The sequence below is a fragment of the Corynebacterium sp. ACRQK genome (assembly GCF_022345965.1).
GTDB lineage: Bacteria > Actinomycetota > Actinomycetes > Mycobacteriales > Mycobacteriaceae > Corynebacterium.
In genome coordinates, this window is sequence record NZ_JAKRMU010000006.1 from 68,268 (window position 1) to 79,925 (window position 11,658).

General features: G+C 57.4%; 12 protein-coding genes and 2 tRNA genes. 7 read left to right on the forward strand and 7 right to left on the reverse strand.

Going from position 1 to position 11,658, the window contains the following annotated elements:
* The first annotated feature begins 31 nt into the window (after nucleotides 1-31).
* The gene (locus tag MHX63_RS07845; protein WP_239388010.1) at nucleotides 32-727 is read left to right on the forward strand and encodes a TetR/AcrR family transcriptional regulator; all 696 of its coding nucleotides are present in this window, start codon (nucleotides 32-34) and stop codon (nucleotides 725-727) included.
* On the opposite strand, the gene MHX63_RS07850 is transcribed toward MHX63_RS07845, so the two are convergent.
* Nucleotides 724-2,643 (reverse strand): alpha/beta-hydrolase family protein, encoded by a 1,920-nt coding sequence (locus MHX63_RS07850; protein WP_239388011.1) that lies wholly within the window; start codon nucleotides 2,641-2,643, stop codon nucleotides 724-726. The two genes, MHX63_RS07845 and MHX63_RS07850, sit on opposite strands and share 4 nt — an antisense overlap.
* A gap of 39 nt (nucleotides 2,644-2,682) precedes the next feature.
* Nucleotides 2,683-2,943, reverse strand: a complete 261-nt coding sequence (locus MHX63_RS07855) for a hypothetical protein (protein ID WP_239388012.1) — start codon at nucleotides 2,941-2,943, stop codon at nucleotides 2,683-2,685.
* A 241-nt stretch (nucleotides 2,944-3,184) separates the two neighbouring features.
* Between MHX63_RS07855 and MHX63_RS07860 the strand changes: the two genes are divergently transcribed.
* A complete protein-coding gene (locus tag MHX63_RS07860; protein WP_239388013.1) occupies nucleotides 3,185-4,270 on the forward strand; it encodes a thioredoxin-like domain-containing protein in 1,086 nt (361 codons plus the stop codon).
* Here the strand turns inward: MHX63_RS07860 and MHX63_RS07865 are convergent.
* Nucleotides 4,249-4,461, reverse strand: a complete 213-nt coding sequence (locus tag MHX63_RS07865) for a hypothetical protein (protein WP_239388014.1) — start codon at nucleotides 4,459-4,461, stop codon at nucleotides 4,249-4,251. The genes MHX63_RS07860 and MHX63_RS07865 overlap by 22 nt on opposite strands.
* Nucleotides 4,462-4,736: 275 nt before the next feature.
* Between MHX63_RS07865 and MHX63_RS07870 the strand changes: the two genes are divergently transcribed.
* From MHX63_RS07870 to MHX63_RS07880, 3 genes are read left to right on the forward strand one after another with little or no spacing between them, the layout of a single operon-like run.
* A complete protein-coding gene (locus MHX63_RS07870) occupies nucleotides 4,737-4,970 on the forward strand; it encodes an antitoxin VbhA family protein (protein ID WP_239388015.1) in 234 nt (77 codons plus the stop codon).
* Between the two features lie 36 nt (nucleotides 4,971-5,006).
* The gene (locus tag MHX63_RS07875; protein WP_239388016.1) at nucleotides 5,007-5,255 is read left to right on the forward strand and encodes a hypothetical protein; all 249 of its coding nucleotides are present in this window, start codon (nucleotides 5,007-5,009) and stop codon (nucleotides 5,253-5,255) included.
* Nucleotides 5,256-5,304: 49 nt separating this feature from the next.
* Entirely contained in the window at nucleotides 5,305-5,574 is a 270-nt protein-coding gene (locus tag MHX63_RS07880) for an antitoxin VbhA family protein (RefSeq protein WP_239388017.1), read from the forward strand.
* 133 nt (nucleotides 5,575-5,707) lie between these two features.
* Here the strand turns inward: MHX63_RS07880 and MHX63_RS07885 are convergent, their stop codons facing one another.
* Nucleotides 5,708-7,438 carry an RNA-binding domain-containing protein gene (locus MHX63_RS07885; protein ID WP_239388018.1) on the reverse strand — a complete coding sequence of 577 codons (1,731 nt, stop codon included), beginning with the start codon at nucleotides 7,436-7,438 and terminating at the stop codon, nucleotides 5,708-5,710.
* Between the two features lie 591 nt (nucleotides 7,439-8,029).
* On the opposite strand from MHX63_RS07885, the gene MHX63_RS07890 reads away from it, so the two are divergent.
* Nucleotides 8,030-9,931 carry a hypothetical protein gene (locus MHX63_RS07890; protein WP_239388019.1) on the forward strand — a complete coding sequence of 634 codons (1,902 nt, stop codon included), beginning with the start codon at nucleotides 8,030-8,032 and terminating at the stop codon, nucleotides 9,929-9,931.
* A 182-nt stretch (nucleotides 9,932-10,113) separates the two neighbouring features.
* Complete coding sequence (locus tag MHX63_RS10520; protein WP_370644060.1) at nucleotides 10,114-10,356, forward strand: tyrosine-type recombinase/integrase; 243 nt, start codon at nucleotides 10,114-10,116, stop codon at nucleotides 10,354-10,356.
* A gap of 151 nt (nucleotides 10,357-10,507) precedes the next feature.
* Here MHX63_RS10520 and MHX63_RS07900 read toward each other — a convergent pair.
* The 3 genes from MHX63_RS07900 to MHX63_RS07910 all read right to left on the reverse strand — a co-directional run bounded on the left by MHX63_RS07900 (nucleotide 10,508) and on the right by MHX63_RS07910 (nucleotide 11,502).
* Nucleotides 10,508-10,580: transfer RNA gene (locus tag MHX63_RS07900), tRNA-Ala, on the reverse strand.
* A 66-nt stretch (nucleotides 10,581-10,646) separates the two neighbouring features.
* Nucleotides 10,647-10,723, reverse strand: a tRNA-Ile gene (locus MHX63_RS07905).
* 104 nt (nucleotides 10,724-10,827) lie between these two features.
* Nucleotides 10,828-11,502, reverse strand: a complete 675-nt coding sequence (locus tag MHX63_RS07910; RefSeq protein ID WP_239388020.1) for a DUF3566 domain-containing protein — start codon at nucleotides 11,500-11,502, stop codon at nucleotides 10,828-10,830.
* Between the last annotated feature and the right edge of the window lie 156 nt (nucleotides 11,503-11,658).

The window sequence follows — 11,658 nt, forward strand, 5'->3', positions numbered from 1 at the left end:
GTCACTAAGCAAAAGAGGGGTGAATCTGCGCGTGCGAACAGGCGAACAACACATCGATACCGCCGCGTGGATGCAAGCCATCTTCAACCGCAGCGAGCAGGCAGGTACGCGCCGCGAGCGGACTAAACAGTCGCTACTGCGCGCCGGCATCGAACTGATCGCCGAGGAGCAGACAGACCTTTCCATCCTGGCGATCACCCAGAAGGCCGGGGTTTCCAACGGCAGCTTCTACAACTTCTTTAAAGACCGCACACAGTTCTTCGACGCAGTCGCGGAGTACGCAGTTAACAACCTGGCCAGCATCTTTGATCTGGCGGCGGACCAAGATCTGGACTCGATCGATGCGGCGGCCATGAACATCCGCATCCTGGCGTACGCGCACCGCTTGGTGCCGACACTTTCGAAGTCGATTGTGCGCCGCTCCCCGGACTTCTACACCATGCCCAACGAGCTGGTACGCAAGCTGCGCGAGCGGATCAACGCGGGCGTGAACGATGGCTCCTTCCACGTGGCCAGCACCGAAACGGCTGCAGCCATTGTCTTCGGCGCCAACGCGATGCTAGGGCAGCGTCTGCACGAGGATGCGACGTTAAACAGCAGGACCGCCGGAGACTACCTAGCGCTGGATTTGCTACGCATGCTGGGGGTTAGCGAAGAGCGCGCCCTGCAGGCCATCGCGCGGCCTATCGACGATTACCTGACGCCACCGCATCAGGCACTGGGCTAGTCCTCCCGTGCCACGCCAAAGCCGAAGCGGTCGAGGAAACGGTCTTCCTCCCGGCGCGTGTCCCGCGAATGCTCCGTGATCCAATCCGTGATGCGCTGCTGAAGCTCCGGATTCAGGGGCGCGCGCACCAGGTCGGGCCCTAAGATCCGCTCCCAGGTGGGAACCATGATTCCACGGTAGTTATGGCCGTGACCTGCGGGGGTTTGCTTGGAGGTCAGCATGTCCATCGCCACCTGCCAGCCGGTGGTAAACGGAATCCAACGGAGTTTATGCACTACATCGTTGTGCTGGGTGGCCGGTGCGGGCACGCCCCGGGCGCCGGGTTCGCGCAGCCAGTCGGGTTCCTTCCAAAACAGATCGGCATCCCACCACACGATCGCATCGGAGGCGTGCTGCACCACGGCCACCCGCGGGTGCTGCCACGACTGGCCGTACTCCTGGCCGCGCCAGTCGCGGTCCAGATGGTCGGCGTGGCTGATGAAGCGCACGTGCCGGCCTTGGTCATACAGCGGTAGACGCTCTGGCGAGCCTTCGCCGCGGTAGGTCGTCATGTCCCGGATCATCTTGGTAAAGCGTGGCGCGCCGGACAGCACCGCACCGTCCACCTTCGCCAGCATGTCCTCCAGCCCATCGAAGGCCGCTGCCGTGCCATACGCCCCCAAGGATTCGCCGGTCACAAACACCTTTGGTGGGTGAGACATGCCGTCCAGCAGCTCAAACACGGCGTCAATAAGTAACTTGGCAGCACGCACCGGGGTATCGCGGTCAAGCACATAGGCCACCGGCGACTGCACATAGGAGTACTGCATCGCCACGTTCACGCAGTTGCCGCCTGTGAGGAATTCGACGGTATCCAGCTGCCAATCCGGCACCCATCCCGTGCCCGTCGAGGTGTGGATGACAATAGCCGAGCGGTGCAGGGCGCCCGTCCGCAACAGCTCCCGTTTCACCAGATCAACGATGCTTTCCAGCGTGCGCCCGGGGGCCAGTCCGCCGTAGATGCGAATCGGCTCGTGTACGTCGGTCAGGCCCATTACCTCCGTGATGTCGCGCGCCCGGGGGCCACCGCCAACTAACACACGGCCTTGGGCGCCCAGAGAGATCCACCTTTCGTGCGACCACACCGAACCGGAACGCTCGGGCTCCCAGGGTTGTTGGTAGCCCCAGTACACGCGGCGGTTTACGAGCTCGGCCTTTTCGTTGAAGTTCTCGAGGAACTGCCGTAGCAGGATCTTGTCGGAGATGAGGTAGGCGATGACGCCCACCGCCCCAGCGGCTACAGGCACAGCTACGGGGGCGGGGACGAACCGGCGCAGCGAATGCCGGGTGAGGTCGAAACTGGACTGCAGTAGCTCGCCGAGCAGCAGGAATGCGCCATAGCCGAGGGTGCTGACGGCAATGCCAACGAAGGCGGAGGGGGCACCGAGGCGCTGGCTGTTCACCAACGCAGCGGATTCGCCTTGGCGCTTGTAGAAGCGGTAGGCGGCAGCGGCGGTGGCCAGGGTGAAGGCAGCGTGCATGGCACGGTAAGCCTCGCGGTAGCCGGGCTTGTTCACGAGTTCCCGCAGGTCCAGGCCGGCGGCGCGGAAGGCGGGCAGCACTGCGCTGGCGATGATGGTGCCGTTGAAATGTCCGACCGTCTGGGACGTGGAGGCGTTACCGGCGACGGCCCACCAGGGGTGCGGTAGCAGAGAGGGCGAAAGAGCATTCCACATGCCGATTTCCGCGCCGATGATGGCAAAGCCACGGCGGGGGTCCAGAGCATAGCGCCTGTTCAGGCGCACGCCTGGGAAGAGGTTGGCGTAGAGGTCAATTGCGCCGGCAGCGGCGCGGAAGGAGTAGGACAGCGTGGTGAGGGAGGCCCACTTCGCCCGGCGTTTTAGGCCCGGGAGGATTCTTCGCCGCAGATTACGCATGGGATGGTTTGCTGGATAGTCGCCTAGTTAACGCAGTGCCTAGAACTGCGCCGCACGCAGGGTGGCGTGTGTGACGTAGTACTCTTCGTAGTCCCGCAGGGTGCGGGCTTTCTCGTTAAGGCGGGCCATCACAGCCTCGCGGGCGCTTTCACGGTCGTTGTAGAAGCCCAGCGGGTCGCCTACACGGACTTCCTCACCCCGCTCCACCAGCATGTACGCCTTGCCTTCGGGGCCATCGATGGTTTGCGGAGTGCCGGTGAAGGGGTCGGTGTAGCGATACGTGGTGGTCGTGCTGATCATAAGTCCTGGGGCTCCCTGGGTTGGGGTTTGCGGTTTGTTTAAGCTCGCTCAACCCACATTACTTGCAGCGGCCTGGGCTGATCTACACAAAGCGGGTTTAGCACCTCGGCATAGGCGGATTCGCATCCAGGGCAAGCAGTTCGCTGTAGAACCTGAAGGGAACTAGAGCTTCCCCTCGGCCAGCACGGTCCCACCCGGCGCGGCGCTGGCGGTCAGCTTCGCGGTCGGCGCGTGTACACCTTTGTTCTTCTTTGCGCTGGCTGGCAAGCAGATCGGCACGCGGGTGCATTTCGTGCGTTCCCACCGCAAAGGCATCTCTTATGGCGCGGGCAGCGCTGGCAGTGGCGGTAACGTCGGCGACGGCAGCCTGGAATCTTGCCGCAACTCTGCACCCGATGAGTTGCAGGACTGCGGGCAGGTGCCGACCTTCGCCGGCCTAGAGAGTTGGCAGAATACCGAAGCGCCGGTGGATCCGCGCCATCCGGCGAAGGTAAACGGGAAGCAGAGCATCACCTTGGTGGATTTCTGGGCCTATGCCTGCATCAACTGCCAGCGCGCCAACGAGCACGTCACCAAGCTTTTCGACCGCTACCGGGACAGTGGCCTGCAGGTAGTGGGCGTGCACGCACCGGAGTACGCATTCGAGCACGAGGCCTCCAACGTCGCCGCCGCCATCCGCGACCAGGGCATCCACTACCCCGTCGCACAGGACAACAACTTCACCGCGTGGCGGGCCTTCAATAACCGCTATTGGCCTGCGAATTACCTGGTGGGTCACACGGGCAAGGTCCGCCAGATCCACGAGGGCGGGGGCGCTTATGCCGAGACCGAACGCCTGGTCCGCGAGCTGCTGTCGGCGGCCAAGCCGGGCATCGAGCTGCCTTCGCCGGTAGAGGAAGGTGGGGATTCTTCTAATGACGCCACCAGTTCCCGCCAGCGGAACCCGGAGACGTACCTGGGCACGCGGCGCGCGGAGTATTTTTCTAATCCCGCGGGTGAATACAGGAACGGAACCCACGAGTTTGCGAAGGTGCAGCCGGAGGCGCTGCACTACAGCTTGGAGGGCAAGTGGAAGTTGACGGAGCAATCCATCCGTCCGGTGGATGCGCCGGCGATGTTGCACCTGAACTACCAGGCCAGGCGCGTGCAGCTGGTGGTCTCCGGCAGGGGTGAGATCTCGGTGACCTACGGCGACGGCACTACACGCCGCTTCCCCATCAACTCGGATGGCACGGTGGACATTCTCCGCGAACCCGAGCAGCAACAGGGCGAGTTGAGCGTGGAGGCTGGCAATGGCGTGGAGTTTTACTCGCTGACGTTTGGGTAGTGCTGGCGGGATTTGCGGTATCCCACAACGCCCAGGCTAGTTACGGAGGCAATCGCTGCCAGCACCGCAATTAGCATCAACTTGGAAGCTAACGGGTCAGAAAGACCAAAGGCCTGTCGCAGGACAAACACGACGAAAATCGACAGCACCGAAGTTATCGACAAGGCCTTAAGAACCGAAATCTTGCTCATGCTCATCAACTTCTTTTATCGTCTTTCATAGGTTGAACACATCATGAATGTCTTCAAGGATAGACCCTCACGAGCGTTGCGCAACCCTTCAATTGGAGCCGCAACCCCGTGGTTGGAGTTAGTTAGCCAAGAAAATTCATGGTTAAACACGGATATCGAACTGGCACACCAACTGATGTCGCTCCCCGCCACTAAAATGAGTTCTACACCCACCAGAGATGTCTTAGCACTTGCCCGCCGTAGACAACTGCACAACAGATCAGAAGGAACACGACATGACCGCCGACAATCGCACCGAAGATCAGAAAGTAGCTGCTGTCCGTGCCTCCATGACCATGGCTGGATACGAGATGACGTCCCAAGACGAGGAAGACATTCGCCTCATTTTCCAAGGGGAACTCACTGGCGACGAAGCTGTACTGCAAGTACTGGAACGACGCGGCTACGGCGATAGTGAACGTGCCAAGGAACTCCGCACACGCATCGCCGAGAGCAAGAAGTCGAAGTAAAGCACGCATACATCCACCGAAATGGAGGACTAGGACATGGCCGTCAATTTCAACACCATCCGAGGCGTCGATCAGTGGGCAGACGCCTTCCCTGAACAGTTCCAACCACTTGACCCCACTCAGCGCGCCGACCTTGCGGAAGCCCTAGCGCTCGGAGTTCATGAGGGGTGGAAGCCTACTGCCGAAGATGTTCAAGCGCTCGCCGACCAGGCAGCTGGAAAACGATCCGAGTTAACCATGCAGGACTGCGTAGAGGCTGCGAAAAGACCTACACAAGCCGAGTGACTTCTGACTGATCTAGACGACATCACCGTCGAATTCGAAAGGCAACACCATGACCGCCGACAACCGCACCGAAGATCAAAAAGTAGCTGCTGTCCGCGCCTCCATGACCATGGCCGGATACACCATGACAACCCAAGACGAAGAGGACGTCCGACGTATCTTCCAAGGAGAAATCACCGGCGACGAAGCTGTACTGGAAGTGTTGGAACGACACGGTTTGGGCGACAGCGAACGTGCCAAGTTCCTTCGTAAACGCATCGCTGAAAGCAAGAAGGAAAGCCAAACAGGCAAGAGTGATGACCTAACGGACAATGCGTAGAACTTCCCTGCTAGCCGTCTCCTCAAGGATTCCCACTTTGCTTCAAACTGAGAACCAAAGTGTCAAACTTTGAATGAAAGTGCGACTTTCAACGAATGGTTTCATAGTTTCATTCACACTTAGACTCCAACCGCTACTCGCGGCTGTAAACCGTGGCTTTTCGTCCCTGACCCCCGACCATGGATACGTATCCCTGTGCGAGGAGTGGATCAAGTGCGTAGCGGACCTGCGCAGGAGACAGACTCGTCCTATCCTGCAACTCCTTCATTGTCGCCGATCCGTTCAAGCCAATGGCTTCATAAACTTTAGGAACGTTCTTTCCCAAGGATCGTAGAATCTGCTCGTCCGTGCTCCTACGACGCGCCTTATCGCCAGAACCGGTCTCCTCTCCGGCGGCGTAATAGACGCCGTCTTCGTAATTAAGGAACTCATTATCCGAGAGCTGATCAAGCATCCGTCGACATGCTCTCTCGCCCAACGGGGCGTACATCTGCACGATGCGCTGCCGCGTCGCCCCGCCCTGACTACGTAGATTCACCAGTAGATCTTCCTCAATCGGAACGAGACGCCGCTTTCCTTGTCGTTGCAGATCCTCGAGCCATTTATCCTCGATCTCACTGAAACGTGAACCGCGGGGGAATAACACTTTAAACGTGACACCGGTATCGATGAACTGCGGCTTTGGCAAACGAGCCTCCCTCGTAGCAGTGAGAATCTCTTGAATTCCACCACCCTCACCCTCGATGACGCGCTCGCCATCCGGCGTCCTTAGATAGCGTGCAATCTCATAAAGCCGCTTGTTTACAGGGGCTTTGGTCAGCTCCGGGCTTTCCAGCTGGGATGCGGATAATCCACGCAAACCACCCGGGCTGACCACTACTAGCATCTTCTCCGTAATTCGAACCTCTACTTTTTTTCCCACCTCCACGGATGGCCCCAGATCCCGGTGAACCAGGGCATTCGCCAGCACCTCTCGGATAGCCGAAGGCGGAAACTCCGGTTCATCGACAAGATGGCCAATTTCCGTATACCTGCTCACGGTGTCCGAGTTTTGCCTGATCCAGTTCATAATCTCCACAAGCATCTCCGGCAGTGGACCTTCGATCTCCTTGAGATTTTTATGGCGCCCCATTCCATCACCTCGAGCTAACCTCACCGCAACAGTTGCGCCAAGAGCAGGTTCAACTGACTGAGGCAGATAACCGAGCGCATACAAACCCCCCAAACGAAGATTGCCCTGGTTATCGGTTACGTTAGAAATTTGGAGCAACTGTGAGTCATCGTCAATCCTGGATAGGCGAGTTCTAGACTGGCGCACCGATTCGATAAAGCTCCTTAACACCTCGCCATCGAGCACACCAGTATCGGTTCCGTGGACAATCTGAAAATCGAAGTGCGTTTGTTGGCTAGCCGTTAGCGCAGAGAGCTCTAGCATCTTTAGATCGTTAGAGTTCATCTGATAATCGCCATCAGCTTGACGCAGGTATGCCTTGTTCTTGAACCTTGCCGGTTTCTCTGTCGGTGTCAACGGTGTGACTTCCACCACCAAAACGTGTTTTCCGTCAATAATGTGGTGAAAGAACTCAAGCTGCGGAGCCGGCTTCACTGAAGACCGGCTGACCGATGCGATCGCCTTCTGCATTTCCGCTGGGTTATCAAAACCGGTGACTTCAAAACCTTTTCGCTCGCTAACGCCAAGAATGATCGCGCCAGCTTGCGGCATGTTGGCGAATGCGCATAGCGTCTCACCGATGTTCTCCGGAACACCACCTGCCGCGGTTTTACATTCAACAAGAGTCGTGTCGTCCCCGAAGGCACGGAGCTCCCTGATCATTTCCGCAACACGTTCAGCATTCCAGCTCATGATGATCAGTCTAGATCACTTTTAACACTTTCACTACCTGCTCATTCACAGTTTGAACCTCAAAGTGCGAATTAAAGAGTTAAACAATTAGCAGTTTCACACTTTGATTTATGAGTTTGGAACTTTGAGCACAGCTACGTATTCTCCACAAGCCTGAAGCTCAGCTGCCCACTTCCCGGAAGACGGAACAGTGTTCCGCTATTGTTGCACTTTCGGGTCTACAGGAGACCACGCGAGATTAACCCAGAAAGTGCCTGACCACCGCAGATACAAGAAAATCCCAGGTGCTTTTGTTCCTTGCTGGTCCTTAGCGTGATGGGCTGGTAGTGGATTCCCTGAACGGTCTTGACCCATGCTGAATCCTCCCTTGATCTAATGACACGAGAAGTAATCAAGACTTTGCTTCTGACCAGTAGTAGGGCCCGTTTGCCCCACCGGAACAATCCGATCCGGTGGCGGGCACGGACAGAGGGTTACAGCACGTGCATATTGCCATAAATCTGCTCATCCCGTGAGCTGGCGGAATCTAGTCGATGTAGATGTTATTGGCGAACGAGACTGGCCTAGAAGGCAAAAGGTTAAACTGACGAAATGACCATGTCCATTGACTATGTGCGCTGGATTGGAATTGCAGCGTGGACCAGTGGTTTAGCCATCCCACGAAACTGCCAGGCGTTGGCTGTTCTTCCGGGGGATTCTCCCAGAAGAATCCTAATCCAGAGCGCCGGGGGACGCGCCACAACATTCAAGGACATTGAGCGTGAGTACACACATATCCAGTGGTTGCTAGCCGGAGCTCCTAGCGATGAATCTGTGCTGGATTATGTGAACCACCAGCAGCTCTGTTTAACGCATTATGAGCTCATCGACCATGACTTCGCCATCCTGGATGTCAGCGATAGCGCGTGCGGGAGCAAAAACTACTCCTTCAGGCAGTCGTCTGCCGCTGATCGCCGCCCCGACTACAGTCCCAAGGAAGCATTAGCTGCAGCTCAGCGCCTCAGCAACTCCGCAATAAGATCGGCTCTTTCAGAACATATCCCTGCCTGGAATATGGCCGAGTCATTAGGGCTGCTAGCTCTTGCTGTTCGTGAATACTTCACGAGCGCGGTGGTACGGGAACTTACTCGGAAGTATGTAAAGGATCTTCGTTCGGATTCTCTAAACACCCAGGAAGTGCTTGGTTGTGGCCGCCTCGCCTACAGTGTGGCGTTTAAAGTTAATGATGACTCTGCAACCACCGCTCCGGTGATCACCCTGCACGTTCAGGAAGATGATCCTCTTTTCACAGAATCTGTGTTGAGGCACATCGTTGACCGGGCACAGGCCTTCGCTAGCGCATGTGGAAGTGACGTTCATTGCGAGTCGGTATTCCACAACATCATTTTCCACCAGGCGTTCCCTAGCACCGTCCGTGAACCGGATGCTGAAGAAACACCAATCATTCTGTACCGAATCCCGCTCAGCACCGATCTTCTCCCTGTCCAATCCTTAACGCAGGTGTTGGGTGACAGCGGCGTCCGCACAGCCGATGACGCACTGAGGGAACCTCCCCAACGGACTTCGCTCAGTATTCGTCGACTCCCAGATAGCGGCATCATCCGGGTACGCAGCTTCATCCCAGGAACAAGCATCGTCGATCGTGCAATTCACCGCGGCGGCTATCTCGCATCCTCGGAACTTGTTTCTAAGTTACAACAGGAAAAGGCGATGACTGATCCTGATTGTCTCGTCGCAGCTGTAACACCGGCGCTGATCTGGGAATCTCTCAGCACTTGGGGTCTCGCGTCCGGCAGCACCGCAAGTTCAGTGTGTTCCGTGCTTGGCGTGCGTGCCAATTGCATCTCCGCTGTGGAAAGCTCCATTCATCAACCACTATTGACAGTTGAGGTCGATGCGCAGGCGCCACTCGGCACTGTGGCACATGACGTGTGTGATGTTCTCGGTGACCTGGGCATCGATTCCTTTACGGACTTCCCGATTGAGTTACTGTGGTTCGATCCGCCGAAAGAGGCCGGCGTCAGCACCTCCTCTCCCAACGCTGCACCCCCACAGACCACGTCGCTGGAACTCCCCGTGTTATGGCCCCGTGCTTTAGGGGCACGATCAATAGCTGCCACAAATCAGGCACTCGCGCTCGCCGCCGTTCGCCGAGCTCTGCGCCACTGTTGCACTAAAGGCCTGTCATGGATCGGGGTAGCTCATGCTAGAAAAACGTCTGCCAGTGGGAGGCATCTGATTAGGGTGGCGGTCGCGTTCGAGTCTGAATACACAGACAGAGTGGCCGTCAATCAGGAATTGTCCTTCGCAGTGAATAAGGTTTTTGCCGAAAACTCTATCGGTCCACATGTCACGTGCGAGGTTATCGATGCTAACCAAATAACCGACGTTTCAACATGGGTCACGGCGGCTGGGTACCATCCCGTTACTGGTTTCCTGCCTGCATATATTCAGCTTGAACACCTCAACACCGGCTATGTACCAAATTCTTAATCGCTATCATCCGAGGTTTGGTACCCATGCTGGGGTGGCCTGAGAATTAGGTTCAGTAGGCTTCAGCGACTGCCTGCTGCTTTTTCTTCCAATTCTCCGCATACCTGCCCGGGCTGAGATAGCCCAACGCCGAGTGCGGATGTTCAGTATTGTACCGGCGGGACAAAAGCCATGAGCGCTTCATGCTCACTTGGCCCGGTCCCGCAGGCCACGTGCCATGCCCGACGGTCACCGTCATTAGAGTATTGGCTTATACGGACATTCGATGGAACGAGCCAACCTTCCCGCTTCTCACCATTCACGACCTCCGACACACTGCAGCAAGCATCGCCATCCAAGCAGCAGCCAATGAAAAAGCAGTACAGCGCATGCTGGGACACACCAATGCCAAGATGACACTGGGACACCTACGCGGATCTCTTTGACTCAGATCTAGACCGAGTGGGGACTGAAATCGACTCCCTCATACGCAAGAACGCGGCGTAGAAGAATCCTCGTGTGAAACCAGTGTGAAACAAAACAGTCAGGGCCTTTCTAGGAATGTTCCCGGCAAAGCCCTGACCAGCGTTTTAGTTGTGGAGCATAGGAGAATCGAACTCCTGACCTTCTGCTTGCAAAGCAGATGCTCTACCAATTGAGCTAATGCCCCTTGACTATCGAACCAAGCTTCCGAAACTATATCAGACGCTTTTATCTCTAGCGAAGAGTGTTCGATTGGTGGGCCTAGGAGGACTTGAACCTCCGACCTCTTCGTTATCAGCGAAGCGCTCTAACCGCCTGAGCTATAGACCCTCGAACGAGTAGAAACATTACCCACCAATCCAGCCAATCACCAAATCGCCTGGTCAGTAGCGGTTTTTATAGCTGGAAAGTGGGCGTCAAAAAGAACAAGAGAACTAGCGATCCAGCTGGATGCGCAGACCGCCCAGAATGCTCGACGAGGCGTTGTAGATCAGCGCGGCAACGGGCGCCAGAAGGGTGAAGAGCACGACCTCGAAAAGACCAATGGCCACAACACCACCGAAGTACATGCCGGCGGACATGCCAGAGGAATCCGTCAGGTCACCAATCAACGAATCCAGACGGTCCCACGTGCCCGCAGCGCCGAGGACAATGTAGATCAGCGCCATAGCCACAAACCACACCGCAAACAGCGCCAGGTTGAAGATGAGCGCCATCTTCAGGGCACTGATCGGCTCGATGTACGTGATTGTGCGCTGCACGCCGCGCTTAGCCGGATTGTTGGGCTTCTTGGGCTTGTTGTCGCGCTGGGCGGACTGAGCAGGCTGGCTCGAGCTAGCCGGCTGGGAACCCTGAGCGGGCTGGGCAGGCTGGGCAGCCGCGTTGGTCTCCGGCGCTTTCTGGTCGGCGTTCGCGGTAGCCTTCTGCCCGGTTTCCTCGGCGGCCTTATCACCAGTTTTCGCGGTGGTCTGGTTCTTCGCCGCAGCCTGATCCTGCACCGGCGCCTTGGCCTGCTCCGCCGGAGCGTTCTTAGCGTTCTCCGCCGTTGCCTTCGCGTTCTTGGCCTTCTTCGCGTTCTTCGCGTTCGGCGGGGGCGTTTTGTGCGTCATCGCATCTCCGTACTTGTTCGTACTCTTCAGTACTCGTTCGTGCTCGGTTGTGCTCTTTTGTGCCTTTACGACAGTAGCCTAGCGGTATCGACCGCCAGGCTACTTCGGTTCAAGGCTTACCCTGCAGGCCTACCTGGGCTGCCCGGGGGTTACCCG

What these genes read in the sequence shown, in the direction of transcription:
- MHX63_RS07850 (WP_239388011.1), bottom strand. Translation starts at nt 2,643, where the DNA reads ATGCGTAATCTGCGGCGAAGAATCCTCCCGGGCCTAAAACGCCGGGCG.
- MHX63_RS07855 (WP_239388012.1), bottom strand. Translation starts at nt 2,943, where the DNA reads ATGATCAGCACGACCACCACGTATCGCTACACCGACCCCTTCACCGGC.
- MHX63_RS07865 (WP_239388014.1), bottom strand. Translation starts at nt 4,461, where the DNA reads ATGAGCAAGATTTCGGTTCTTAAGGCCTTGTCGATAACTTCGGTGCTG.
- MHX63_RS07870 (WP_239388015.1), top strand. Translation starts at nt 4,737, where the DNA reads ATGACCGCCGACAATCGCACCGAAGATCAGAAAGTAGCTGCTGTCCGT.
- MHX63_RS07875 (WP_239388016.1), top strand. Translation starts at nt 5,007, where the DNA reads ATGGCCGTCAATTTCAACACCATCCGAGGCGTCGATCAGTGGGCAGAC.
- MHX63_RS07880 (WP_239388017.1), top strand. Translation starts at nt 5,305, where the DNA reads ATGACCGCCGACAACCGCACCGAAGATCAAAAAGTAGCTGCTGTCCGC.
- MHX63_RS07885 (WP_239388018.1), bottom strand. Translation starts at nt 7,438, where the DNA reads ATGAGCTGGAATGCTGAACGTGTTGCGGAAATGATCAGGGAGCTCCGT.
- MHX63_RS07890 (WP_239388019.1), top strand. Translation starts at nt 8,030, where the DNA reads ATGACCATGTCCATTGACTATGTGCGCTGGATTGGAATTGCAGCGTGG.
- MHX63_RS10520 (WP_370644060.1), top strand. Translation starts at nt 10,114, where the DNA reads ATGCTCACTTGGCCCGGTCCCGCAGGCCACGTGCCATGCCCGACGGTC.
- MHX63_RS07910 (WP_239388020.1), bottom strand. Translation starts at nt 11,502, where the DNA reads ATGACGCACAAAACGCCCCCGCCGAACGCGAAGAACGCGAAGAAGGCC.